Raw genomic sequence first — 25,083 nt, 5'->3', positions numbered from 1 at the left:
CTCTGTGCTGTGTGGGGGCCGGTGTACGATCGCGACTTCATCTTGAGTCGAAGAAGTCTTCGATTACTGTTCGACGACGCTTCGCTCTCTCAACTCTTGACTCTGTGGGGGGACTTGAGTGGGCACCACCACGTCCGGAACCGGTCGGCACAGACGCCGGATACGCATAGCCGTCCCTGTCGCGGCGGCCGGGCTCGCCGCCGCCGTCGCCGGCGCGCTGCTGATGTCGTCCGCGGACGCGGCCACCGCGCTGCCCGAGCCGACCGTCAAGCCCACGACCAGCTCGGCGCCGCTCGCCGAGCTGACGAAGCGGGTGGCGGGAGCCCTCGCCGGTGACGACACGGCCGGCGAGACGCCGACGAAGTCGGCGCTGAGCGCCGGTACCGGCGCCTCGGCCATCGACCCGAAGATCATCGGCGGCACCGAGACCACGATCAGCACCGCCCCGTGGATGGCGCAGCTCTGGTACTACGACGACCGGGGCACCTCCGGCGAGAGCGACGACCTCGGCTTCTTCTGCGGCGGCGCCGTGGTCTCGCCGACGAAGATCCTCACCGCCGCGCACTGCGTCGACGGCTACGACTGGCACGCCAACGGCGCCGTCATCACCAACACCTCGCAGCTGCCGACCACCGACGCGTCGGACAACACCGACCTGCACGGCGGCACGGTCTCCGGCGTCTGGCGCCAGTGGGACCACCCCTCGTACAACGACGTGACCATCGACAACGACATCGCCGTCCTGACGCTGCCGAACCCGATCTCCGCCAAGCCCATCCGGATGACGACCTCGGGCGACACCACGTCGTACGCGGCCGGCACCGAGGCCACGCTCTACGGCTGGGGCCGCACGACCTCCACCACGGAGGACATCTCGGAGACGCTGAAGACGGCGACCCTGCCGATCCAGTCCGACAGCACCTGCGCGGGCTACTACGGCTCCGACTTCGTCAAGGGCCACATGGTCTGCGCGGGCACGCCGGCGACCGGCAGCGACACCGGCACCACCTCCGCGTGCAACGGCGACTCCGGCGGCCCGCTCGTCGTCGGCGGCCGCATCGTCGGCGTCGTCTCCTGGGGCGTGAAGGACTGCGTGGCGGAGGGCGCGTACAGCGTCTTCTCGAAGGTCAGCTCGTACGCCGGGGCCGCGTACCCGCGCGTCGAGGACACCAACCTCAGCGGCGACGACAAGGCCGACCTGTTCCTGCGCCAGAACTCCAACGACGAGCTGTTCGAGAAGGACTCCAAGGGCACCACGTTCGGCGCCCGCCAGTCCTGGGGCGGCTGGGCCGGGGTCAACGTCATCCTGCAGACCGACCTCGACCGCGACGGCTACCAGGACATCGTGGTCCGCCGCAGCTCCGACGGTGACGTCTTCTGGCAGCACTGGGTGTCCGCCAGCGGCACCTGGGCGACCAAGCAGATCTTCGACAACTGGAAGACCCGCACCCGCACCCTCGCCCCCGGCGACGTCACCGGGGACGCCCTGCCCGACCTGCTCTCCGTCGACTCCTCCGGCTACCTGTGGATCTACCCGGGCAAGGGCAACGGCTCCTTCTCCGCCCGCGTCCAGGTGAGCTCCGGCTGGAACCAGTACAACTCGGTCCGCGGCCACGGCGACTTCACCGGCGACGGCAAGGCCGACCTGATCACCCGCAGCAAGAGCAACTCGTACGTCTACCTGTACAAGGGCACCGGCAAGGCGGGCTCCGGAGCCTTCTCCAGCCGCATCAAGGTGCGCACCTGGAGCGGCTACAACGCCTTCGACGCCCCGGGTGACGTGACCGGCGACGGCCGGGCCGACTTCCTGGCCCGCACCCCGGGCGGCACGCTCTACCTGTACAAGGGCACCGGCAAGGCCACCTCGGAGATCTTCGCCACAAGGATCACGATCGGCACCGGTTACGAGAAGTACGACATCTTCGCCTGAAATCGCAGGTGAGCCCGGAGACCCGCGGCTCGCCCGTCACGCACTGTGCCCACCGCTCCACGCGGTGGGCACAGTGCGTTGTGCAACCCTTTCCCGGGTTTCCCCGTCTGACCGTACGGAGTGACCATGGACCGGTACGCGTCATGACAAACCGGGCCCAAGCAGGGGGTAACCGACCGACCGAGGACTGAGGAGCACATGTCTGCCGAGAGCACGCCGGTACCCGGCACACCCCCGGAACCCGGCCCGGACGGCCCCCGCCACCGCGCCCCGGGCCGCCGCCGCGCCCCCCGCGGCAAGCGCCGCAAGGGCCTCCTGATCACGGCCTGGACCGCCGCGGGCGTCGTCGCCCTGGGCGGCGCCGGCCTCGGGTACGTGTACGTCAAGCTCAACGGCAACATCAAGAGCGTCGACATCAACCAGGCACTCGGCAGCGACCGCCCCCTGGACGTCGACAACGGCTCGCAGGACATCCTCGTCCTCGGCTCCGACACCCGCTCGGGCACCAACAAGAAGCTCGGCGGCGGCACCGACGACGGCTCCGCCCGCTCGGACACCGCGATGGTCGTGCACCTGTACAAGGGCCACAAGAAGGCCAGCGTGGTCTCCATACCGAGGGACACCCTGGTCGACCGGCCCTCCTGCACGGACGGCGAGGGCGTCACCCACGACGCCGCCTCCCAGGTGATGTTCAACTCGGCGTACTCCACCGGCGGCGCCGCCTGCGCCGTGAAGACCGTCGAGTCGATGAGCGGCATCCGCATGGACCACTACGTCGAGGTCGACTTCAGCGGCTTCGAGAAGCTGGTCGACGACCTCGGCGGGGTGGACATCACCACCACGAAGGACATCTCCGACCCGGACAGCCACCTGAAGCTGAAGGCCGGCAGCCACACGCTCGACGGGAAGCAGGCGCTCGGCCTGGTCCGCACCCGGCACGGTGTCGGCGACGGCTCCGACCTCGGCCGCATCCAGCTCCAGCAGGCGTTCATCAAGGCCCTGGTCGACCAGGTCAAGGACCTCGGCGTGCTGACCAGCCCGAAGAAGCTGTACGACGTCGCCGACACCGCCACCAAGACCGTCACCACCGACTCCGACCTCGGCTCGGTCAAGGAGCTCGCGTCCTTCGCCGGCGGCCTCAAGGGCATCAGCTCCTCGAAGATGCACATGGTCACCATGCCGGTCGCCTACGACAGCGCGAACGCCAACCGCGTCCTCGTGGACAAGACCAAGGCGGAGCAGGTCTGGACGGCCCTCAAGGAGGACAGGCCGATCCCGGGAGCAGCGACCGAGGGCACCGCGACCGGCGAGGCCAAGGGCGTCGTCAGCTCCGGCTGAGCGGCACGGGCGCCCCCGGGGCCGGGCCGCCGGGGCCCGGGGAATAGATCGTCCCCCACCCCGGTTTTGGGGGATGCGCCCAGTCCTGGCAGACTGGTACGTCGGCTCCGGTTCACGCACCCGCATCCCGCGGCGGCGACCCGGCGCCCTCCCGAAACTAGGAGACACCCTTGAAGCGCGACATCCACCCCGAGTACGTCGAGACGCAGGTCAGCTGCACCTGTGGCGCGTCGTTCACCACCCGCAGCACGATCTCCAGCGGCACCGTCCGTGCCGAGGTCTGCTCCGAGTGCCACCCGTTCTACACGGGCAAGCAGAAGATCCTCGACACCGGTGGCCGTGTGGCCCGCTTCGAGGCCCGCTTCGGCAAGGCTGCCGCTGCCAAGAAGTAGCGAGCCCACAGCGCCGGTCTCCGGTGTCCCCGCGCAGGGGACGCCGGGACCGGCGCTTTGCGGTGCAGCCCCCATTCGTCGTACCTACGTCCCGCCGCCCGTCAACCGGCGCGGGACAGCCCATTGGAGCCGGAGATGTTCGAGGCGGTCGAGGAACTCATCGGTGAGCACGCCGATCTGGAGAAGAAGCTCGCTGACCCGTCGGTCCACGCCGACCAGGCCAACGCGCGCAAGCTCAACAAGCGCTACGCCGAGCTGACCCCGATCGTCGCGACGTACCGCTCCTGGAAGCAGACCGGGGACGACATCGGCACGGCGAAGGAGTTCGCCGTCGACGACCCCGACTTCGCCGCCGAGGTCAAGGAGCTGGAGAAGCAGCGCGAGGAGCTCACCGAGAAGCTCCGGCTGCTGCTGGTCCCGCGCGACCCCAGCGACGACAAGGACGTGATCCTCGAGATCAAGGCGGGCGCGGGCGGCGACGAGTCGGCCCTGTTCGCCGGCGACCTGCTGCGCATGTACCTGCGCTACGCCGAGCGGGTCGGCTGGAAGACCGAGATCATCGACGCCACCGAGTCCGAGCTCGGCGGCTACAAGGACGTCCAGGTCGCCGTGAAGACCAAGGGCGGCCAGGGTGCCACCGAGCCCGGCCAGGGCGTCTGGGCCCGCCTCAAGTACGAGGGCGGCGTGCACCGCGTGCAGCGCGTGCCCTCCACCGAGTCGCAGGGCCGCATCCACACCTCCGCCGCCGGCGTGCTCGTCACGCCCGAGGCCGAGGAGGTCGACGTCGAGATCCACGCCAACGACCTGCGCATCGACGTCTACCGCTCCTCGGGCCCCGGCGGCCAGTCCGTCAACACCACCGACTCCGCGGTGCGCATCACGCACCTGCCCACCGGAGTCGTCGCCTCCTGCCAGAACGAGAAGAGCCAGCTCCAGAACAAGGAGCAGGCGATGCGTATCCTGCGCTCCAGGCTCCTCGCGGCGGCCCAGGAGGAAGCGGAGCGGGAGGCCGCGGACGCCCGCCGCAGCCAGGTCCGCACCGTCGACCGCTCCGAGAAGATCCGCACGTACAACTATCCCGAGAATCGCATCTCGGACCACCGCGTCGGCTTCAAGGCGTACAACTTGGACCAGGTGCTCGACGGCGACCTCGACGCCGTGATCCAGGCGTGCGTCGACGCGGACTCGGTGGCCAAGCTCGCCGCCGCGTAGGGCACGTACCAGCAAAGCCGTACGACAACAGCTCAGCCCCGGAGGACCAGCGTGCAGCAACATCTTGGGGGGCGACCCCCGAACCCCCGCAGCGTGCTGCTCGCGGAAGTGGCCCAGGCCACCCAGCGTCTCGCCGACGCCGGCGTGCCCTCGCCGCGCAACGACGCGGAGGAGCTCGCCGCCTTCGTGCACGGCGTGAAGCGGGGCGAGCTGCACACCGTCAAGGACACCGACTTCGACGCCCGGTACTGGGAGATGATCGCGCGCCGCGAGGCGCGCGAACCGCTCCAGCACATCACGGGCCACGCCTACTTCCGCTACCTGGAACTCCAGGTCGGACCCGGCGTGTTCGTGCCCCGGCCCGAGACCGAGTCCGTCGTCGGCTGGGCCATAGACGCCGTACGCGCCATGGACGTGGTGGAACCCCTCATCGTCGACCTGTGCACGGGCTCCGGCGCCATCGCGCTCGCCCTCGCCCAGGAGGTCCCGCGCTCGCGTGTGCACGCCGTGGAGCTGTCCGAGGACGCCCTGAAGTGGACGCGGCTCAACGTCGAGGGGTCCAGGGTCGACCTGCGCCAGGGAGACGCCCTGGACGCCTTCCCGGACCTCGACGGCCAGGTCGACCTCGTGATCTCCAACCCGCCGTACATCCCCCTCACGGAATGGGAGTACGTCGCCCCCGAGGCGCGCGACCACGATCCCGAACTCGCCCTGTTCTCCGGCGAGGACGGACTCGAACTCATCCGCGGCATCGAGCGCACCGCGCACCGGCTGCTGCGCCCCGGAGGTGTCGTCGTCATCGAGCACGCCGACACCCAGGGCGGGCAGGTGCCGTGGATCTTCACCGAGGAGCGGGGCTGGGCCGACGCGGCCGACCACCCGGACCTCAACAACCGGCCGCGGTTCGCGACCGCCCGCAGGGCGATGCCGTGAGCACGCCCACCGTTACGACAACCCAGCAGTACGTGTACGAGGAGGCCCGCTAAATGGCACGGCGATACGACACCGAGGACGCGACCGACCGCGCGACCGGGCTGCGCGAGGCCGCGTCCGCCGTCCGCCGTGGCGAGCTCGTGGTGCTGCCGACCGACACCGTCTACGGCATCGGCGCCGACGCGTTCAGCTCCGAGGCCGTCGCCGACCTGCTGGACGCCAAGGGCCGGGGCCGCAACATGCCCACCCCCGTCCTCATCGGCTCCCCGAACACCCTGCACGGGCTCGTCACGGACTTCTCCGAGATGGCCTGGGAGCTCGTCGACGCGTTCTGGCCCGGCGCCCTCACGCTCGTCGCCAGGCACCAGCCGTCCCTCCAGTGGGACCTCGGGGACACCCGGGGCACCGTCGCCGTGCGCATGCCGCTGCACCCGGTCGCGATCGAGCTGCTCACCGAGGTCGGGCCGATGGCCGTCTCCTCCGCGAACCTCACCGGCCACCCGTCCCCCGAGAACTGCGACGCCGCGCAGGAGATGCTCGGCGACTCCGTCTCGGTCTACCTGGACGGCGGGCCGACCCCGGGCATCGTGCCGTCGTCGATCGTCGACGTGACCGGCAAGGTGCCCGTCCTGCTGCGCGAGGGGGCACTGTCCGCCGAAGAGCTGCGCAAGGTCGTACCCGACCTCGAGGTGGCGAATTGACCCCCCCTGACTCCCCCAAGCTCTCGACTCCGCTCGACCAGGGGGCACCCCCATGCGTGGCATAGGCACGGGGATCACGGGGGCTGACGGGTCCCCCCAGGGGTCCTTCCGCATCCTCCACGTCAGCACCGGCAACGTGTGCCGCTCGCCGATCACCGAGCGGCTGACCCGCCATGCCCTGGCGGACCGCCTCGGCGACCCCTCGTGGGGCGGGCTGATCGTGGAGAGCGCCGGCACCTGGGGCCACGAGGGCGCTCCCATGGAGGCCAACGCCGAGGCCGTCCTCGCGGACTTCGGCGCGGACGCCTCCGGGTTCGTCGGGCGCGAGCTGCTCGACGACCACGTCATCCGGGCCGACCTGGTGCTGACGGCGACCCGGGACCACCGCGCCCAGGTCATCTCCATGGGGCACTCGGCGGGCCTGCGCACCTTCACCCTCAAGGAGTTCACCCGGCTGGTCCGCGCCATAGACCCCGCGACGCTGCCGCCCCTGGACGACGGGGTGGTCGCGCGCGCCCGCGCCCTGGTGCGCGCCGCGGCGGCTCTACGCGGGTGGCTCCTCGCCCCGACGGCGGAGGCGGACGAGGTGTACGACCCGTACGGCGCCCCGCTCCCGTTCTTCCGCTCGGTCGGCGACGAGATCAACGAGGCGCTCGATCCGGTCGTCACGGCGCTGACGGGGGTCCCCGCCCGGACGTGACACCGGGCGTGCCACCGGCCCCGGTCCTACATTGGACGTAGCCACGCCCCGCCGAGGTCCGGAGCCCACCATGCCGGTCACACCCATGCTCGAAGCGGACGTCCTGCGCCGCCAGGACCCGGAACTCGCCGACATCCTCCTCGGGGAGCTCGACCGGCAGTCGACGACCCTTCAGCTCATCGCCGCCGAGAACTTCACCTCGCCCGCCGTGCTCGCCGCCCTCGGGTCGCCGCTCGCCAACAAGTACGCGGAGGGCTACCCGGGCGCCCGGCACCACGGCGGCTGCGAGATCGTCGACGTCGCCGAGCGCCTCGCCGTCGACCGCGCCGAGGCCCTGTTCGGCGCCGAGCACGCCAACGTGCAGCCCCACTCGGGCTCCTCCGCGGTGCTCGCCGCGTACGCCGCGCTGCTGCGCCCGGGGGACACCGTGCTGGCGATGGGCCTGCCCTACGGCGGCCACCTCACGCACGGCTCGCCCGCCAACTTCTCGGGCCGCTGGTTCGACTTCGTCGGCTACGGCGTCGACGCGGAGAGCGGGCTCATCGACTACGAGCAGGTGCGGGCGCTCGCCCGCGCGCACCGTCCGAAGGCCGTCGTGTGCGGCTCGATCTCCTATCCGCGGCACATCGACTACGCGGCCTTCCGGGAGATCGCCGACGAGGTGGGCGCCTATCTCATCGCCGACGCCGCGCATCCGATGGGGCTCGTCGCCGGGGGAGCGGCGCCCAGCCCGGTGCCGTACGCCGACGTCGTGTGCGCCACCACCCACAAGGTGCTGCGCGGTCCGCGCGGCGGAATGCTGCTGTGCGGGAGCGAGCTGGCGGAGCGGCTGGACCGGGCGGTCTTCCCGTTCACGCAGGGCGGCGCCCCGATGAACACGATCGCCGCCAAGGCCGTCGCGTTCGGTGAGGCGTCGACTCCGGCGTTCTCGGCGTACGCCCATCAGGTGGTCGCCAACGCGCGCGTGCTGGCGGCGGCGCTGGAGGCGCAGGGACTCGCGATCACGACGGGCGGCACCGACACCCATCTGCTGACCGCCGACCCGGCGCCGCTCGGCGTGGAGGGGCGTACCGCCCGCGGCCGGCTCGCCGCGGCGGGCCTGGTCCTCGACACCTGCGCCCTGCCGCACGGGGACGCCCGGGGGTTGCGCCTCGGCACGGCCGCCGTGACCACGCAGGGCATGGGCGAGGCGGAGATGGCGCGGATCGCCGTCCTGTTCGGGAACGTGCTGCGGGACGGGGCCGAGGCCAGGACGGCACGTGAAGAAGTGCGGGAGCTGACCGGGAGATTTCCGCCCGCCTTCCCCTAGCGGGGGTGGGTGGCGATGGCGGCACAGCCACTCGTGCAACCATCGTCGCTACCCGGAAGTCCTCACTCATATGCGCGCGAAGCTAGGGTGTGGGGCTGTGATGGCCAGCGAGACCTGTGGGGAAGCCCGTGCGTGAATACCTGCTGACGCTCTGCATCACGGCCGCGGTGACGTACCTGCTGACAGGGCCGGTACGTAAATTCGCGATCGTGGCCGGAGCCATGCCGGAGATCCGGGCGCGTGACGTGCACCGGGAACCCACTCCGCGGCTCGGCGGGATCGCGATGTTCTTCGGACTGTGCGCGGGCCTGCTGGTCGCGGACCACCTGGAGAACCTGAACGAGGTCTTCGCCAGCTCGAACGAACCGCGCGCGCTGCTGTCCGGCGCGGCGCTGATCTGGCTGATCGGCGTCCTGGACGACAAGTTCGAGATCGACGCCCTGATCAAGCTGGGCGGCCAGATGATCGCCGCGGGCGTGATGGTCATGCAGGGTCTGACGATCCTGTGGCTGCCGATCCCGGGTGTCGGCCTGGTCGCGCTGACCCAGTGGCAGGGCACGCTGCTGACGGTGGCGCTCGTCGTCATCACCATCAACGCGGTCAACTTCGTGGACGGCCTCGACGGGCTCGCCGCGGGCATGGTGTGCATCGCCTCCGCCGCGTTCTTCCTGTACGCGTACCGCATCTGGTACAGCTACGGCATCGAGGCCGCCGCCCCGGCGACGCTGTTCGCCGCGATCCTGATGGGCATGTGCCTGGGCTTCCTGCCGCACAACATGCATCCCGCCCGGATCTTCATGGGCGACTCCGGCTCGATGCTCATCGGACTCGTGCTGGCCGCCGGCGCGATCTCCATCACCGGGCAGATCGACCCCGACGCGATGAACCTGTTCTCCGGGTCGGAGCGCAACACGGTGCACCAGACGGTGCCCGTGTACATCCCGCTGCTGCTGCCGCTGACGATCATCGCGGTGCCGGCCGCCGACCTCGTGCTCGCCATCGTGCGGCGCACCTGGCGCGGCCAGTCACCGTTCGCGGCCGACCGCGGGCACCTGCACCACCGTCTGCTGGAGGTCGGCCACTCGCACAGCAGGGCCGTCCTGATCATGTACTTCTGGTCGGCGGTGATCGCGTTCGGAGCGCTGGCCTACTCAGTGAACTCCGCCTCCATGTGGATCGTGCTCGGCGTCATGCTGTTCAGCGCGGTCGGCCTGGTGCTGCTCCTGCTGCCGCGCTTCACTCCGCGCACCCCGCGCTGGGCCGAGCGCTTCGTGCCGCCGCGCTACCGCCGTCGCGGAGCCGTCGACGCCTCGCAGGGCGAGGGCGGGGCGTCCGCCGCGTACGAGGGCACCGAGGGCGACGACGACGCGGAGGAGCCTCGCGCCCCGGTCGTCACGGGCGTCTCAGGCGTCAACGGGGCCACGGCAGTTGGGGTCCGCGAGCGACGGCTGGACCGGCGCGGTGCGGGGTCCTCGCACTGAGGGAAGGTAAGAATCCCGCAAGAGCCGTGCGCGCAAAGGTGCCCATTACCAGACAAGTTGGCCCCGATCTTGCACAGACGCGCGGATTAACTCTCATGTGTGACACCGAGCACACCCAGCAGGTAAAGACCTCATCAAATAGTTTGTGATACCGTTCACGAGAACCCCGGGCAGAGCCGAAGGGCCGTGATGCGACGGCTCCTTGGCGTGCGGTCACCACCCCGACCCGGGACTACGCTCGTCCATGACGACACGCCCCCTTAGCAAGCGGAGTTGCCGCCATGCCGTCCAATGACGCCCGGATTCTCCTTCAGGCCGCTGTGCCCACAGCTGCCGTCGGCGCGATCGCCGCCGTCGTCAGTGCCGTGGTCGCCGGCGGCAAGGGAGCCCTCGGGGCGCTCGTCGCGACGCTGGTCGTGATCCTCTTCATGGGCCTCGGGCTCTACATCTTGCAGCGGGTCGCCGCCACGCTTCCGCACCTGTTCCAGGCGATGGGACTGCTGCTCTACACGGCGCAGATCCTGCTGCTCTTCATCTTCGTCGCCGTGTTCAAGAACACGTCGCTGTTCAACCCCAAAGCCTTCGCGATCACACTGGTCGCCGCCACGCTCGCGTGGATCGGCGCCCAGGCGCGCGCCCACATGAAGGCCAAGATCCTCTACGTCGAACCCGACTCCTCGAAGGGCGACAAGCCCGAGAAGTCGGAGCACTCGTCGTGAGGGGTAGGGCCGGGATAAAGGCGCGTGGGAGATCCTGCTATCGTCCGGTGCCAACTGCGGCATCGCGGGCGCGGGCATCTGAGCTGACGCCTGCTCAATCGCGAGGCTTGATGCCCGACAGCCGCCCTCACATCCGTAACACCAGTCCAGTGCCGAACCGCGGCTGCGCGCCGCGCCGACACAACGAGGTTGCCGTACCTATGCGCCACGCTGAAGGAGCCCGCGGTGAGTGCTGACCCGACGCAGGTGCTCGCCTTCGAGACCGACTGCCACATCTTCGACGGCTGTGGATTCCCGGCTCCCGGCCTGCACTCGTTCCTGTTCGAGCCCCTGTGGGGCGACGGTGACAGCAACGTCTACTTCAACAAGACGATGCTCCTGGCGCTGCTCGGCTCGCTGGTCGTCATCGGTTTCTTCTGGGCCGCCTTCCGCAAGCCGAAGGTCGTCCCGGGCAAGCTCCAGATGGTCGCCGAGGCGGGCTACGACTTCATCCGTCGTGGCGTCGTCTACGAGACGATCGGCAAGAAGGAAGGCGAGAAGTACGTCCCGCTGGTCGTCTCGCTGTTCTTCTTCATCTGGATGATGAACCTCTGGTCGATCATCCCGGTCGCCCAGTTCCCGGTCACCGCGATCATCGCGTACCCGGCGGTCCTCGCACTGATCGTCTACGTCGTCTGGGTCTCGCTGACGTTCAAGCGGCACGGTTTCATCGGCGCGTGGAAGAACATCACCGGCTACGACAAGTCGCTGGGCCCGGTTCTGCCGCTGGCCATGTTCATCGAGCTTCTCTCGAACCTGATCGTCCGGCCGTTCACGCACGCGGTGCGACTCTTCGCGAACATGTTCGCGGGTCACACCCTGCTGCTGCTGTTCACGATCGCCAGCTGGTACCTGCTCAACGGGTTCGGGATCGTCTACTCGGGCGTCTCGTTCATCATGGTCCTCGTCATGACGGCCTTCGAGCTGTTCATCCAGGCCCTGCAGGCGTACGTGTTCGTGCTGCTGACCTGCACGTTCATCCAGGGCGCGCTCGCCGAGCACCACTGAGCGACCCACCCCAAGACCCCCTAGTTGTTCGGTGGCCAACCCCCACCGGCCAGTTCACAGCAAAGGAATGCAGACATGATGAACCTCGCTGCCGAGGTCTCCGGCTCGCTCGGTTCCATTGGCTACGGTCTCGCCGCGATCGGCCCCGGCGTCGGCGTCGGCATCATCTTCGGTAACGGCACCCAGGCCCTGGCCCGCCAGCCCGAAGCCGCCGGTCTGATCCGCGCCAACCAGATCCTCGGCTTCGCCTTCTGTGAGGCGCTCGCCCTCATCGGTCTGGTCATGCCGTTCGTCTACGGCACCTGATCCAACCGATCAGCGACAGCCCACTAGACGAAAGGCACTGACATGAGCCAGCTGCTCATTCTGGCGGCCGAGGAGAAGGAAAACCCCCTCGTCCCGCCGATCCCCGAGCTTGTCATCGGCCTGATCGCCTTCGTCATCGTCTTCGGCTTCCTGGCGTGGAAGCTCCTCCCGAACATCAACAAGGTTCTGGAGCAGCGTCGCGAGGCCATCGAGGGCGGTATCGAAAAGGCCGAGGCCGCTCAGACCGAGGCCCAGAGCGTTCTTGAGCAGTACAAGGCTCAGCTCGCCGAGGCTCGGCACGAGGCCGCGCGTCTGCGCCAGGAGGCGCAGGAGCAGGGCGCCACGCTCATCGCCGAGATGCGCGCGGAAGGCCAGCGGCAGCGTGAGGAAATCATCGCCGCCGGTCACTCCCAGATCGCGGCCGACCGCAAGTCCGCCGCGCAGGCCCTGCGCCAGGACGTGGGCAAGCTCGCCACCGACCTGGCCGGCAAGCTCGTCGGTGAGTCCCTCGAGGACCACGCCCGGCAGAGCCGGACCATCGACCGCTTCCTCGACGAGCTCGAGGAGAAGGCCGAGGCCGCGCGATGAACGGAGCGAGCCGCGAGGCCCTGGCAGCCGCACGTGAGCGTCTCGACGCGCTGACGGACTCGACGTCCGTGGACGCGGCGCAGCTCGCCGACGAGCTGGCCGCCGTCACCGCGCTGCTCGACCGCGAGGTGTCGCTGCGTCGGGTCCTCACCGACCCGGCGCAGCCCGGTGAGGCGAAGGCCGAACTGGCCCGGCGTCTCCTCGGCGGCCAGGTCAGCGGTACGACCGCCGACCTGGTGTCCGGTCTGGTGCGCTCCCGCTGGTCACAGCCGCGCGACCTGGTGGACGCCCTGGAGGAGCTGGCGAGCACCGCCGAGCTCACCACGGCGCAGCAGGCCGGCGCGCTCGACGACGTCGAGGACGAGCTGTTCCGGTTCGGCCGGATCGTCTCCTCGAGCACCGAGCTGCGCGCCGCGCTGACCAACCGCGCCGCCGGCAAGGCGGCCAAGGGCGAGCTGCTGCGCAGCCTGCTCGGCGGCCGGGCCCACCCGGTGACCGAGCGACTGGTGACCCGCCTCGTGACCGTGCCGCGTGGACGTAGCCTGGAATCGGGACTGGAGTCCCTGTCCAAGCTCGCCGCCGCGCGCCGGGACCGGATGGTCGCCGTCGTCACCTCGGCGGTACCGCTGAGCGACGGGCAGAAGCAGCGCCTCGGCGAGGCTCTGGCCAAGCTCTACGGCCGCCGGATGCACCTCAACCTCGACGTGGACCCCGAGGTCCTCGGCGGGATCCGGGTGCAGGTCGGTGACGAGGTCATCAACGGCTCCATCGCGGACCGGCTCGAAGAGGCCGCCCGCCGCATGGCGAGCTGACAGCAACTTCATAAGCAAGAACGCAGTAGTCGCGGCCCTGGTTGGGCCGTTGCAGAGGATTCACCTCTTTCAGGGGGAGTCCCCAACCCCCCAAAGTGAAACTTCGGGCCCAACAAGGAGAGCAGGGAACCCAGATGGCGGAGCTCACGATCCGGCCGGAGGAGATCCGGGACGCGCTGGAGAACTTTGTCCAGTCGTACAAGCCGGACGCGGCCTCGCGCGAGGAGGTCGGTACGGTCACCCTTGCCGGCGACGGCATCGCGAAGGTCGAGGGCCTCCCCTCGGCCATGGCCAACGAACTGCTGAAGTTCGAGGACGGCACCCTCGGTCTTGCGCTCAACCTCGAAGAGCGCGAGATCGGCTGCGTGGTCCTCGGCGAGTTCAACGGCATCGAGGAGGGCCAGCCGGTCACCCGTACCGGCGAGGTCCTGTCGGTCGCCGTGGGCGAGGGCTACCTCGGCCGCGTGGTCGACCCCCTCGGCAACCCGATCGACGGCCTCGGCGAGATCGAGACCAGCGGTCGTCGCGCGCTGGAGCTGCAGGCCCCGGGCGTCATGGCCCGTAAGTCGGTGCACGAGCCGATGGAGACCGGCTACAAGGCCGTCGACGCGATGACCCCGATCGGCCGTGGCCAGCGTCAGCTGATCATCGGTGACCGCCAGACCGGCAAGACCGCCCTGGCCGTCGACACGATCATCAACCAGCGCGACAACTGGCGCACCGGCGACCCGAAGAAGCAGGTCCGCTGCGTCTACGTCGCCATCGGCCAGAAGGGCTCGACCATCGCCTCCGTGCGTGGCGCCCTCGAGGACGCCGGCGCGCTGGAGTACACGACCATCGTCGCCGCCCCGGCGTCCGACCCGGCCGGCTTCAAGTACCTGGCGCCGTACACCGGTTCGGCCATCGGCCAGCAGTGGATGTACGAGGGCAAGCACGTCCTCATCATCTTCGACGACCTCTCGAAGCAGGCCGACGCCTACCGCGCCGTGTCCCTGCTGCTCCGCCGTCCGCCGGGGCGCGAGGCCTACCCCGGTGACGTCTTCTACCTGCACTCCCGTCTGCTGGAGCGCTGCGCGAAGCTCTCCGACGAGATGGGCGCGGGCTCGATGACCGGTCTGCCGATCGTCGAGACGAAGGCCAACGACGTCTCGGCGTTCATCCCGACCAACGTCATCTCCATCACCGACGGCCAGTGCTTCCTGGAGTCGGACCTGTTCAACGCCGGTCAGCGCCCCGCGCTGAACGTCGGTATCTCCGTCTCCCGAGTCGGTGGTTCCGCGCAGCACAAGGCGATGAAGCAGGTCTCCGGCCGACTGCGTCTGGACCTCGCCCAGTACCGCGAGCTGGAGGCCTTCGCCGCCTTCGGTTCCGACCTGGACGCGGCCTCGAAGTCCCAGCTGGAGCGCGGTCAGCGTCTGGTCGAGCTGCTCAAGCAGCCGCAGTACCAGCCGATGCCGACCGAGGACCAGGTCGTCTCCGTGTGGGCCGGTACCACCGGCAAGATGGACGACGTCCCGGTCAACGACATCCGCCGCTTCGAGAAGGAGCTCCTGGAGTACCTGCACCGCAAGGAGCAGGGCCTCATGACCTCCATCAAGGAGGGCGGCAAGATGTCGGACGACACGCTGACCGCCGTCGCGGACGCCATCACGGAGTTCAAGAAGCAGTTCGAGACCTCGGACGGGAAGCTTCTCGGCGAGGACGCTCCGGCCGCCGCCAAGTGACGTAAGGAAGGGACCTGACTCATGGGAGCCCAGCTCCGGGTCTACAAGCGTCGCATCCGATCCGTCACCGCGACCAAGAAGATCACCAAGGCGATGGAGATGATCGCCGCCTCGCGCGTCGTCAAGGCGCAGCGCAAGGTGGCGGCCTCCACGCCGTACGCGACCGAGCTCACCCGCGCGGTCACGGCGGTCGGTACCGGGTCGAACACGAGGCACCCGCTGACCACGGAGGCGGAGACGCCGACGCGTTCCGCGGTGCTGCTCCTCACGAGCGACCGCGGACTGGCCGGCGCCTTCAACTCCAACGCCATCAAGGCGGCGGAGCAGCTGACCGCGCGTCTCGAGGCCGAGGGCAAGGAGGTCGACACGTTCATCGTCGGCCGCCGCGGTCTGGCCCACTACAACTTCCGTGAGCGCAAGGTCGCGGAGTCGTGGTCGGGCTTCACCGACGAGCCCACGTACGCGGACGCGAAGAAGGTCGCGGGTCCGCTGATCGAGGCGATCGAGAAGGACACGGCCGAGGGCGGCGTGGACGAACTCCACATCGTCTACACCGAGTTCGTCTCGATGATGACGCAGACGGCGATCGACAGCCGGCTGCTTCCGCTCAGCCTCGAAGAGGTCGCGGAGGAGACGTCCACCAAGGGCGAGATCCTTCCGCTCTACGACTTCGAGCCGTCGGCGGAGGACGTCCTCGACGCCCTGCTGCCGCGGTACGTCGAAAGCCGCATCTACAACGCGCTGCTCCAGTCGGCTGCCTCCAAGCACGCCGCCACGCGCCGCGCGATGAAGTCGGCCACCGACAACGCGGGAGACCTGATCACCACGCTCTCCCGACTTGCCAACGCGGCCCGCCAGGCCGAAATCACCCAGGAAATCAGCGAGATCGTCGGTGGCTCCGCAGCCCTCGCCGACGCGACCGCGGGGAGTGACAAGTAATGACGACCACTGTTGAGACGGCCGTTGCCACGGGCCGCGTCGCCCGGGTCATCGGCCCGGTCGTCGACGTGGAGTTCCCCGTCGACGCGATGCCGGAGATCTACAACGCCCTGCACGTCCAGGTCGCCGACCCGGCGCAGGAGGGCGAGCTCAAGACGCTGACCCTGGAGGTCGCCCAGCACCTGGGTGACGGCCTGGTCCGCACCATCTCGATGCAGCCCACCGACGGTCTGGTCCGCCAGGCCCCGGTGACCGACACGGGCACGGGCATCTCCGTCCCGGTCGGCGACTTCACCAAGGGCAAGGTGTTCAACACCCTCGGTGAGGTGCTGAACACCGACGAGACCTACGACGGCGAGCGCTGGTCCATCCACCGCAAGGCGCCGAACTTCGACGAGCTCGAGTCGAAGACCGAGATGTTCGAGACCGGCGTCAAGGTCATCGACCTTCTCACCCCGTACGTCAAGGGTGGAAAGATCGGCCTGTTCGGCGGTGCCGGTGTCGGCAAGACGGTGCTCATCCAGGAGATGATCTACCGCGTCGCCAACAACCACGACGGTGTCTCCGTGTTCGCCGGTGTCGGCGAGCGCACGCGTGAGGGCAACGACCTCATCGAGGAGATGGCGGAGTCCGGCGTCATCGACAAGACCGCGCTGGTCTTCGGTCAGATGGACGAGCCCCCGGGCACCCGTCTGCGCGTGGCGCTGGCCGGTCTGACCATGGCGGAGTACTTCCGCGATGTGCAGAAGCAGGACGTGCTGTTCTTCATCGACAACATCTTCCGCTTCACGCAGGCCGGTTCCGAGGTCTCGACCCTGCTCGGCCGCATGCCCTCCGCGGTGGGCTACCAGCCGAACCTGGCCGACGAGATGGGTCTCCTCCAGGAGCGCATCACCTCGACCCGTGGTCACTCGATCACCTCGATGCAGGCGATCTACGTCCCCGCGGACGACCTGACCGACCCGGCCCCGGCCACCACGTTCGCCCACCTCGACGCGACGACGGTTCTCTCCCGTCCGATCTCCGAGAAGGGCATCTACCCGGCCGTGGACCCGCTGGACTCCACGTCCCGCATCCTGGACCCGCGGTACATCACGGCGGAGCACTACAACACCGCGATGCGCGTCAAGAACGTCCTCCAGAAGTACAAGGACCTTCAGGACATCATCGCGATCCTCGGCATCGACGAGCTGGGCGAGGAGGACAAGCTCACCGTCCACCGCGCCCGTCGCGTGGAGCGCTTCCTGTCCCAGAACACCCACGTCGCCAAGCAGTTCACCGGCGTCGACGGGTCGGACGTGCCGCTGGACGAGTCGATCACCGCGTTCAACGCGATCATCGACGGCGAGTACGACCACTTCCCGGAGCAGGCGTTCTTCCTGTGCGGTGGTATCGAGGACCTGAAGGCCAACGCCAAGGAGCTCGGCGTCTCCTGACGCCGGCCCCACATCGTGGCGAGAGGGGGCGGGTGCGTCCCGCCCCCTCTGTCACGCCTACTAGACTTTGACCCAACACCCGGCAGCAACGCCGGGTGGTGACCCGAGGAGCCCACCTTGGCTGCTGAGCTGCACGTCGAGCTCGTCGCCGCGGACCGCAGTGTCTGGTCCGGCGAGGCCACCCTGGTCGTCGCGCGTACCACGTCCGGCGACATCGGCGTCATGCCCGGTCACCAGCCGCTGCTCGGTGTGCTGGAGTCGGGCCCGGTGACCATCCGTACGAACGACGGTGCGACGGTCGTGGCCGCTGTGCACGGCGGTTTCATCTCGTTCGCGGACAACAAGCTCTCGCTGCTGGCCGAGATCGCCGAGCTGTCGGACGAGATCGATGTCCAGCGTGCGGAGCGGGCGCTCGAGCGCGCGAAGTCGGACGCGGACGCGTCCGCCGAGCGTCGCGCGGACGTCCGGCTGCGTGCGGTGTCGGCTCGCTGACCCCAGCACGCACGTAATGACGTGACTCAGCCGCGGCCGGGACTGGAGCAATCCAGACCGGGTCGCGGCTGAGGCGATGCGGGTGCTTTTTTCCGTTCCGTTACCTGCTTTACCTAGGAGACGAGGAGGTCGGTGTCGATGGTCCTCGCTCTGACTGTGTGCGGGTTGGTAGTGGCGCTCGTGGTGGTGGGGCTGTTCGTCTTCGGTCTCCGCCGCCGGCTGATCCAGCGCTCGGGCGGGACGTTCGACTGCAGTCTGCGCTGGGACGTCCCCGAGAAGAGCGACCTCAACGGCAAGGGCTGGAGCTACGGGGTCGCCCGCTACAACGGCGACCGCATCGAGTGGTACCGCGTCTTCTCCTACGCCCCCCGGCCGCGCCGTACCCTGGAGCGCTCGGCGATCGAGGTGGCCGGCCGCCGTGCCCCGGAGGGGGAGGAGGAGCTGGCCCTGCTGTCCGACTCCACGGTCCTCACCTGTCTCCACCGCGGTACGCGTCTGGAGCTGGCGATGAGCGAGGACGCGCTGACCGGATTCCTCGCGTGGCTGGAGGCGGCCCCGCCCGGCCAGCGCGTCAACGTCGCCTGACCGGCGTGACCCGTCCGACCGGTGTTCCCGGCGTGACCCGTCCGACCGGCGTGACCGGCGTGACCCGTCCGACCTCGCGCCGGGAACGCCCGGCGCAAAGGAATGCGCCGCGGACGGGCCCGGGGGCCTGTCCGCGGCGCGGAGTGGTTCAGTTACGCCAGGGTCAGTTGAGACCGCTGTTGATGGCGCTCACCAGCTCACCGTTGCCGGTGTCGCCGCTGAACTCCCAGAAGAACGCGCCGCCCAGGCCCTGGTTCTTGGCCCAGGTCATCTTCGAGCCGATGGTCGCCGGGGTGTCGTAGCTCCACCAGTTGGTGCCGCAGTGCGCGTACGCCGTGCCGCCGACGGTGCCGGTGGCCGGGCAGGCCGTCTTGAGGACCTTGTAGTCCTCGATGCCCTGCTCGTAGGTCCCGGTCGCCGGGCCGGTCGCGGTGCCGCCGGGCGCGGACTGCGTGACGCCCGTCCAGCCGCGGCCGTAGAAGCCGATGCCGAGCAGGAGCTTGCTCGCCGGGACGCCCTTGGCCTTGAGCTTGGCGATCGCCGCGGCCGAGGTGAAGCCCTCCTTCGGGATGCCCGAGTACGAGGTCAGCGGGGAGTGCGGGGCGGTCGGGCCCGTCTTGTCCCAGGCGCCGAAGTAGTCGTACGTCATCACGTTGTACCAGTCGAGCGAGGCCGCGGCGCCGCCGTAGTCGGCCGCGTCGATCTTGCCGCCGTCGGTGCCGTCCGCGGTGATCGCGGCGGTGACCAGGTTGTTGGCGCCGAACTTGGTGCGCAGGGCGGAGGCGAGGGTCTTGATCGCCGCCGGGCCGCTGGTGTCGCAGGTGAGGCCGCAGGCGTTCGGGTACTCCCAGTCGATGTCGATGCCGTCGAAGACGTCGGCCCAGCGCGGGTCCTCGACCAGGTCGTAGCAGGACTGCGCGAAGGCGGCCGGGTTCTTCGCCGCGTCGGTGAAGCCGCCGGACCAGGTCCAGCCGCCGAAGGACCACAGGACCTTGATGTTCGGGTACTTGGCCTTCAGCTGGCGGAGCTGGTTGAAGTTGCCGCGCAGCGGCTGGTCCCAGGTGTCCGCGACCCCGCTGACCGACTGGTCGGCGGTGTACGCCTTGTCGTAGTCGGCGTAGGCGTCACCGATCGTGCACTTGCCGCCCTGGACGTTGCCGAAGGCGTAGTTGATGTGCGTGATCTTCGCGGCGGAGCCCGAGGTGACGAGGTTCTTCACGTGGTAGTTGCGCCCGTAGACGCCCCACTCGGTGAAGTAGCCGAGCTTGACCTTGCTTCCGGTGCCCGGGCCGGGGTCGGTGCCGCCGCCCGTGGTGTGCACCTTGACCGCGCCGCTCGCCGGTCCGGTCTGGTCCGCGGTGTCGCGGGCCTGGACGGTGTAGGAGTAGTCGGTGCCGGCGGTGAGGCCGGTGTCCGAGTACGAGGTGGTGGTCACGGTGGCGACCTTGGCGCCGTCGCGCAGGACGTCGTAGTTCTTGACGCCCTTGTCGTCGGTGGCCGCGCTCCAGGCGAGCTTCACCGAGGTGTCGGTGACGCCGGACGCGGTCGGTGTGCCGGGCGCGGAGGGTGCGGCGTCGCCGGGGACGGTGGTGCCGTCACAGCTGCCGCCGTTGATCTTGCAGTTGGAGGGCGAGCCGGTGCCGGTGCCGTTGAAGCCGAAGGAGACCGAGGCGCCGGCGGCGAGCGTGCCGCTCCAGGACTTGTTCTTGGCGGTCCAGTGGGTACCGGAGTTGGTGACGTCGGCGTCCCACGCCGAGGTGACCGACGTACCGGAGGGGAAGTCCCACTCGACGGTCCACGAGCTGATGCTGGTGGTGCCGGTGTTCTTGACGGTCCACTTGCCCTCGAAGCCCGAGCCCCAGTCCTGGGTCTTGGCGTAGGTGGCGGTGACCGAGGTGGCCGCCGAGGCGGGGCTCGCGAGCCCGACCAGCGCGGCGAACGGGAGCAGCAGGGTGGTGAGACCGGCGACGGCTCTGAGTCTGGCTCTCTGCCTGAAGCGCATGGTGCCTCTCCTCATGGTCTGTTCGCCTCCGGGGCGCTGCGGCCGGCGGCGAGGAATGTCGTGGGCATGGCTAGGCGCAGTGCGGCGAGAATAGAAAGGTCTGGACCACAGGTCAATAGGTCTGGACCAGTGAGCTTGCGGCGGACTAGACGCCCAACTCCTGCGCGAGCACGGCCGCTTGGACCCGGCTGCGCAGCTCCAGCTTCCCCAGCAGGCGGCTGACGTGGGTCTTCACCGTGGCCTCGGCCATGTCGAGGCAGGCCGCGATCTCCGCGTTGGACAGCCCGCGGCCGAGGCAGGACAGCACCTCGCGTTCCCGGCGGGTGAGCGCGTCGAGGACCGCGGGGTCGGCCGCCGGCTCCCGTACGGGCCCGGCGGCGAACTCGGCGATCAGCCGCCGGGTGACGGCCGGGGCGATCAGGCCCTCCCCGCGCGCCACCGTCCGCACGGCCTCCAGCAGGTCCCTGGCGTCCGTGTTCTTCAGCAGGAACCCCGCCGCGCCGGCGCGCAGCGCCCCGAAGACGTATTCGTCGAGGTCGAAGGTGGTGAGCACGAGGACGTCGGCCAGCTCCTCGGCGACGACCCGGCGGGTGGCCGCGACCCCGTCCAGCAACGGCATCTGGATGTCCATCAGGACCACGTCCGGCCGCAGTTCGCGGGCGAGTGCCACGGCCCGCTCCCCGTCCGCGGCCTCGCCGACCACCTCGATGTCGGGCGCGCTGCCCAGGATGAGGACGAGCCCGGCCCGTACGGCGGCCTGGTCCTCGGCGACGAGCACGCGGATCATCGGGTTCCTCCCGAGCCGAGGGGCAGTACGGCGCGCACCGTCCAGACCGTCGCGCCGGGGGAGCCGGGCGACTCCTCGGGGCCCGCCTCGAAAGTGCCGTGCAGCAGGGCGGCCCGCTCCCGCATGCCGATCAGACCGGCTCCGGAACCGGGCGCCCGCGGCCCGTCCCGGTCGCCGTACGGGCTGGTCACCCACACGGTGAGCGTCTCCTCGTGCTGCGCGAGCCCGACCGTGACCCGGCCCTCACCGGCGTGCTTGAGGGCGTTGGTCAGGGACTCCTGGACGATGCGGTAGGCGGCGAGCCCCACCGGCGCGGGGAGCCCGTCCTCGTGCGCGGCCTCCAGCACGGCGTCGAGGCCGTTGGCGCGGGCGCCCGCCACCAGCGCGCCGATCCCGTCCAGGGTCGGCGCCGCGGCCGGCTCCCGGCCGCCGCCCTCGTGCCGCAGGATGCCGATGAGCCTGCGCATCTCGGCGAGACCGTCGACGCTGTTCTCCCGGATGACGGTGAGGGCGTCCCGGGTGGTGCGCGGATCGTCCAGGGAGAGCGCGGCAGTGGAGTGGATGGCGATCGCCGACAGGTGGTTGGCGACCATGTCGTGCAGTTCGCGTGCCATCCGGGCCCGCTCCGCGGTGACCGCCTGCACGCGGTCCTTCTCGGCCAGCAGCGCCGTCTGCTCGGCGCGCAGCCGGGCGGAGTCGGCGGCGTCCCGGTGGGTGCGGACGACCACGCCGGTGACGGCCGGGCCGAAGGAGACGATCCCGGTCAGGAAGCCGACGAGCAGGGCCTCGGGCGTCCGCCACCAGGCGAGGAAGCCGATCGTCGTCGCCACGGTGACCAGTCCGGTGGTGACGGGCAGCCGGCGGGCGGTGGCCGGACTGCCGTACAGCGCGGCCGCGTACATCAGGTCGGTGTACATCAGGACCGTCACGATGCTGCCCCGCGTGAACTGGTCGGCGACCAGCGCCAGCGTGCCGGCCACCACGGCGGCCCGCGGTCTGCTCCGGCGCAGCAGCTCCAGGCCCGCCATCACGGTGAGCGGGACCAGCACCCACGGCCCCTCAAGCAGCCCGGCCGGGGTGGAGTACAGGCCGAACGCCCACACCAGGACGCCGCTGAGCAGCCCGGCGAGCGCGACGTACACGTCGAAGCGGTGCGGGCGGGGGAGCGGGGCGGCCATGACCTCCATCCAACACGGCGGGCGGCCGGGGCGCGTGCTCCCGGCGGACGGTCCCCGACTACATCGAAGGATGCAGTCGCACCTCGTCACCGCCGACGACGCCCCGCCCCGCCGCGCACGGGAGCCTGGGGAGGTGAGGGAGAGGAGCGACCGTGGTCGTCGGACTGATCATCGCCTGTGAGGTCGGTTTCTGGGTGCTGCTGGCGGCCGGACTGGCCGCCCGCTACCTGCTGGGGCTGCGCCGGACCGGCCTGGCCCTGCTGCTGTGCGAGCCGCTCCTCGAACTCGTGCTGTTCGCGGCGACGGCCGTCGACCTGCGGCGGGGCGCCGAGCCGGGCTGGGAGCACGGCCTGGCCGCTCTCTACCTCGGGTTCACCGTCGCCTACGGGCACCGCACGGTCCGGTGGCTCGACGCCCACGCGGCGCACCGCCTGGCCGGCGGACCGCCCCCGCCGAAGCCGCCCCGCCACGGCCTCGCGCGGGCCCGCCACGAGGGCCGGCTGTGGCTGCGCACCCTCGTGGGGGCGGCCGTCGCCTGCGCCCTCCTCCAGGGTGCGATCGCCTACGTCGGCCAGGACGGCGCCGAGTCCCTGCGCGCCTGGCAGGGGGTGGCACTGCGGGCGGCCGGGATCCACGGGCTGATCGCGCTCAGCTATCTGGTGTGGCCCAAGCGGCGCCCGGCGTCAGCGCTCCCCGCCCGGGACCCACAGCACGTCCCCGACTCCCTTGTTGGCCGTGCGGGCCAGGATGAACAGCAGGTCCGATAGCCGGTTGAGGTAGGTCGCCGTCAGCGGGTTCATCACCTCGCCGTGCACCTCCATGGCCGCCCAGGTCGAGCGCTCGGCCCGGCGCACGACCGTGCACGCCTGGTGCAGCAGCGCCGCGCCGGGTGTACCGCCCGGCAGGATGAAGGAGCGCAGCTTCTCCAGCCGCTCGTTGAAGCGGTCGCAGTCGGCTTCGAGACGGTCGATGTAGAACTGCTCGACGCGCAGCGGCGGGAACTCGGGGTTCTCCACGACCGGTGTCGACAGGTCCGCGCCCACGTCGAACAGGTCGTTCTGGACACGGGTGAGGACCTCGACGATCTCCTCCTCCAGCCCGCCGAGGGCGATCGCCGTACCGAGGGCCGCGTTCGCCTCGTTGGCGTCCGCGTACGCGGAGATCCGCGGATCGGTCTTGGCGACCCGGCTCATGTCGCCGAGGGCGGTGGTGCCGGTGTCGCCGGTCCTGGTGTAGATGCGCGTCAGATTGACCATGCGGCCAGCGTAGTTACGCCCCGGCCCCGCGGAAGACCCGTGTGCCCACCGTCACGGCCGTCCGGCGGATCCACCACACCGTCACGGGGTCCGCCGGACGGGAGAAGGTCCCGGGGCGCGATCCGGGCGAAGTGTCCCGGAAACACCGGTACTCGTGGACGAGACGGAGGACCCGCCGAGCGGGAAGGTCCTCAACTACGCCGTCCGGGCGGCGCAATGACCCATGCCGGTGTGATGTCCGTCAGATGAGACGTGACGCGCATTACTTACCGGTCACAGCGGCCCTCACGAGCGCTAGGGTCCGCCGGAGAGGCTACATAAACAGCGTGTTAAGGGGAGTCGGAGTGGCACGGAAGCTCGCCGTCATCGGAGCCGGACTCATGGGGTCCGGTATCGCCCAGGTCTCCGCGCAAGCGGGCTGGGACGTCGTTCTGCGTGACGTCACCGACGAGGCGCTGACCCGTGGCACCGACGGAATCAAGGCGTCGTACGACAAGTTCGTCAGCAAGGGCAAGCTGTCGGCGGAGGACGCCGAGGCCGCGCTCGGGCGCATCACCACCAGCACCGACCTCGGCGCGGCGGCCGACGCCGACATTGTCGTCGAGGCCGTCTTCGAGAAGCTCGAAGTCAAGCATGAGATCTTCCGTACGCTCGACAAACTCGTCCGCGACGACACGGTCCTCGCCTCCAACACCTCCGCCATCCCGATCACCAAGATCGCGGCCGTGACGGAGCGCCCGGAGCGCGTCGTCGGCGCCCACTTCTTCTCGCCGGTCCCGATGATGCAGCTGTGCGAGCTGGTGCGCGGCTACAAGACGAGCGACGAAACCCTCGCCACCGCACGGGAGTTCGCCGAGTCCGTCGGCAAGACGTGCATCGTCGTCAACCGCGACGTCGCCGGCTTCGTCACCACCCGGCTCATCTCGGCGCTCGTCGTCGAGGCGGCCAAGCTGTACGAATCGGGCGTGGCCACCGCAGAGGACATCGACCTCGCCTGCAAGCTGGGCTTCGGCCACGCCATGGGACCCCTGGCCACGGCCGACCTGACGGGCGTCGACATCCTCCTGCACGCCACGAGCAACATCTACACCGAGTCGCAGGACGAGAAGTTCGCGCCGCCGGAGCTGATGCGCCGGATGGTTGACGCCGGTGACATCGGACGCAAGAGCGGGCAGGGCTTCTACAAGCACTGAATCCGTACGGCCCTTCCGACCAT

Annotated in this window: 25 protein-coding genes; 21 read left to right on the top strand and 4 right to left on the bottom strand. The window is 69.8% G+C overall.

Annotation, left to right across the window (positions count from 1 at the left end; all coding sequences use genetic code 11):
- Positions 1 to 118: 118 nt before the first annotated feature.
- From ACWGIS_RS08775 to ACWGIS_RS08685, 19 genes are all read left to right on the top strand, one after another.
- Positions 119 to 1,930 carry a trypsin-like serine protease gene (locus ACWGIS_RS08775; protein ID WP_453361676.1) on the top strand — a complete coding sequence of 604 codons (1,812 nt, stop codon included), beginning with the start codon at positions 119 to 121 and terminating at the stop codon, positions 1,928 to 1,930.
- 198 nt (positions 1,931 to 2,128) lie between these two features.
- Positions 2,129 to 3,268: an LCP family protein gene (locus ACWGIS_RS08770; RefSeq protein ID WP_453361675.1), complete on the top strand. Its 1,140-nt coding sequence runs from the start codon at positions 2,129 to 2,131 to the stop codon at positions 3,266 to 3,268.
- Between the two features lie 170 nt (positions 3,269 to 3,438).
- Complete coding sequence (gene rpmE / locus ACWGIS_RS08765) at positions 3,439 to 3,660, top strand: 50S ribosomal protein L31 (RefSeq protein ID WP_010984345.1); 222 nt, start codon at positions 3,439 to 3,441, stop codon at positions 3,658 to 3,660.
- A gap of 135 nt (positions 3,661 to 3,795) precedes the next feature.
- Positions 3,796 to 4,872, top strand: a complete 1,077-nt coding sequence (gene prfA / locus ACWGIS_RS08760) for a peptide chain release factor 1 (RefSeq protein ID WP_453361674.1) — start codon at positions 3,796 to 3,798, stop codon at positions 4,870 to 4,872.
- Between the two features lie 93 nt (positions 4,873 to 4,965).
- Positions 4,966 to 5,805: a peptide chain release factor N(5)-glutamine methyltransferase gene (gene prmC, locus ACWGIS_RS08755; RefSeq protein WP_453361673.1), complete on the top strand. Its 840-nt coding sequence runs from the start codon at positions 4,966 to 4,968 to the stop codon at positions 5,803 to 5,805.
- A gap of 53 nt (positions 5,806 to 5,858) precedes the next feature.
- Positions 5,859 to 6,506 (top strand): L-threonylcarbamoyladenylate synthase, encoded by a 648-nt coding sequence (locus tag ACWGIS_RS08750; RefSeq protein WP_453361672.1) that lies wholly within the window; start codon positions 5,859 to 5,861, stop codon positions 6,504 to 6,506.
- Between the two features lie 52 nt (positions 6,507 to 6,558).
- Complete coding sequence (locus tag ACWGIS_RS08745) at positions 6,559 to 7,206, top strand: arsenate reductase/protein-tyrosine-phosphatase family protein (protein WP_453361671.1); 648 nt, start codon at positions 6,559 to 6,561, stop codon at positions 7,204 to 7,206.
- A gap of 70 nt (positions 7,207 to 7,276) precedes the next feature.
- Positions 7,277 to 8,515 carry a serine hydroxymethyltransferase gene (locus ACWGIS_RS08740; protein WP_453361670.1) on the top strand — a complete coding sequence of 413 codons (1,239 nt, stop codon included), beginning with the start codon at positions 7,277 to 7,279 and terminating at the stop codon, positions 8,513 to 8,515.
- Between the two features lie 128 nt (positions 8,516 to 8,643).
- Entirely contained in the window at positions 8,644 to 9,996 is a 1,353-nt protein-coding gene (locus ACWGIS_RS08735; RefSeq protein ID WP_453361669.1) for an MraY family glycosyltransferase, read from the top strand.
- A 281-nt stretch (positions 9,997 to 10,277) separates the two neighbouring features.
- Positions 10,278 to 10,715 carry a hypothetical protein gene (locus tag ACWGIS_RS08730; protein ID WP_453361668.1) on the top strand — a complete coding sequence of 146 codons (438 nt, stop codon included), beginning with the start codon at positions 10,278 to 10,280 and terminating at the stop codon, positions 10,713 to 10,715.
- A 225-nt stretch (positions 10,716 to 10,940) separates the two neighbouring features.
- The gene (gene atpB, locus ACWGIS_RS08725; RefSeq protein WP_453361667.1) at positions 10,941 to 11,762 is read left to right on the top strand and encodes a F0F1 ATP synthase subunit A; all 822 of its coding nucleotides are present in this window, start codon (positions 10,941 to 10,943) and stop codon (positions 11,760 to 11,762) included.
- 75 nt (positions 11,763 to 11,837) lie between these two features.
- Entirely contained in the window at positions 11,838 to 12,068 is a 231-nt protein-coding gene (gene atpE / locus ACWGIS_RS08720; RefSeq protein WP_355780514.1) for an ATP synthase F0 subunit C, read from the top strand.
- A 42-nt stretch (positions 12,069 to 12,110) separates the two neighbouring features.
- Positions 12,111 to 12,656 (top strand): F0F1 ATP synthase subunit B, encoded by a 546-nt coding sequence (locus ACWGIS_RS08715; protein ID WP_453361666.1) that lies wholly within the window; start codon positions 12,111 to 12,113, stop codon positions 12,654 to 12,656.
- Complete coding sequence (locus ACWGIS_RS08710; protein ID WP_453361665.1) at positions 12,653 to 13,468, top strand: F0F1 ATP synthase subunit delta; 816 nt, start codon at positions 12,653 to 12,655, stop codon at positions 13,466 to 13,468. Before ACWGIS_RS08715 ends, ACWGIS_RS08710 begins: the two co-directional genes overlap by 4 nt.
- Before the next feature lie 134 nt (positions 13,469 to 13,602).
- Positions 13,603 to 15,192 carry a F0F1 ATP synthase subunit alpha gene (gene atpA, locus ACWGIS_RS08705; RefSeq protein WP_453361664.1) on the top strand — a complete coding sequence of 530 codons (1,590 nt, stop codon included), beginning with the start codon at positions 13,603 to 13,605 and terminating at the stop codon, positions 15,190 to 15,192.
- A 21-nt stretch (positions 15,193 to 15,213) separates the two neighbouring features.
- Positions 15,214 to 16,131, top strand: a complete 918-nt coding sequence (locus tag ACWGIS_RS08700) for a F0F1 ATP synthase subunit gamma (RefSeq protein ID WP_453361663.1) — start codon at positions 15,214 to 15,216, stop codon at positions 16,129 to 16,131.
- Positions 16,131 to 17,567: a F0F1 ATP synthase subunit beta gene (atpD, locus tag ACWGIS_RS08695; RefSeq protein ID WP_453361662.1), complete on the top strand. Its 1,437-nt coding sequence runs from the start codon at positions 16,131 to 16,133 to the stop codon at positions 17,565 to 17,567. Before ACWGIS_RS08700 ends, atpD begins: the two co-directional genes overlap by 1 nt.
- 117 nt (positions 17,568 to 17,684) lie before the next feature.
- Entirely contained in the window at positions 17,685 to 18,059 is a 375-nt protein-coding gene (locus tag ACWGIS_RS08690; protein WP_121406000.1) for a F0F1 ATP synthase subunit epsilon, read from the top strand.
- A 138-nt stretch (positions 18,060 to 18,197) separates the two neighbouring features.
- A complete protein-coding gene (locus ACWGIS_RS08685) occupies positions 18,198 to 18,644 on the top strand; it encodes a DUF2550 domain-containing protein (protein WP_453361661.1) in 447 nt (148 codons plus the stop codon).
- A gap of 163 nt (positions 18,645 to 18,807) precedes the next feature.
- Here ACWGIS_RS08685 and ACWGIS_RS08680 read toward each other — a convergent pair whose 3' ends face one another.
- The 3 genes from ACWGIS_RS08680 to ACWGIS_RS08670 form a co-directional block, all read right to left on the bottom strand.
- Positions 18,808 to 20,646, bottom strand: a complete 1,839-nt coding sequence (locus ACWGIS_RS08680; protein ID WP_453361660.1) for a glycosyl hydrolase family 18 protein — start codon at positions 20,644 to 20,646, stop codon at positions 18,808 to 18,810.
- A gap of 145 nt (positions 20,647 to 20,791) precedes the next feature.
- On the bottom strand, positions 20,792 to 21,433 hold the full coding sequence (locus tag ACWGIS_RS08675; protein WP_453361659.1) for a response regulator: 642 nt from the start codon (positions 21,431 to 21,433) through the stop codon (positions 20,792 to 20,794).
- Positions 21,430 to 22,611, bottom strand: a complete 1,182-nt coding sequence (locus tag ACWGIS_RS08670; RefSeq protein ID WP_453361658.1) for a sensor histidine kinase — start codon at positions 22,609 to 22,611, stop codon at positions 21,430 to 21,432. The genes ACWGIS_RS08675 and ACWGIS_RS08670 overlap by 4 nt, the downstream gene beginning before the upstream one ends.
- A 152-nt stretch (positions 22,612 to 22,763) precedes the next feature.
- On the opposite strand from ACWGIS_RS08670, the gene ACWGIS_RS08665 reads away from it, so the two are divergent.
- On the top strand, positions 22,764 to 23,378 hold the full coding sequence (locus ACWGIS_RS08665; protein WP_453361657.1) for a hypothetical protein: 615 nt from the start codon (positions 22,764 to 22,766) through the stop codon (positions 23,376 to 23,378).
- On the opposite strand, the gene ACWGIS_RS08660 is transcribed toward ACWGIS_RS08665, so the two are convergent.
- The gene (locus tag ACWGIS_RS08660; protein WP_453361656.1) at positions 23,295 to 23,867 is read right to left on the bottom strand and encodes a cob(I)yrinic acid a,c-diamide adenosyltransferase; all 573 of its coding nucleotides are present in this window, start codon (positions 23,865 to 23,867) and stop codon (positions 23,295 to 23,297) included. The two genes, ACWGIS_RS08665 and ACWGIS_RS08660, sit on opposite strands and share 84 nt — an antisense overlap.
- 344 nt (positions 23,868 to 24,211) lie before the next feature.
- On the opposite strand from ACWGIS_RS08660, the gene ACWGIS_RS08655 reads away from it, so the two are divergent.
- Complete coding sequence (locus tag ACWGIS_RS08655) at positions 24,212 to 25,060, top strand: 3-hydroxyacyl-CoA dehydrogenase family protein (protein ID WP_453361655.1); 849 nt, start codon at positions 24,212 to 24,214, stop codon at positions 25,058 to 25,060.
- Positions 25,061 to 25,083 lie beyond the last annotated feature (23 nt).

This window comes from Streptomyces sp. NPDC054842, assembly GCF_053611025.1.
The sequence above is the reverse complement of the archived record's forward strand: the minus strand, read 5'-3'. Positions and strand labels throughout refer to the sequence as shown.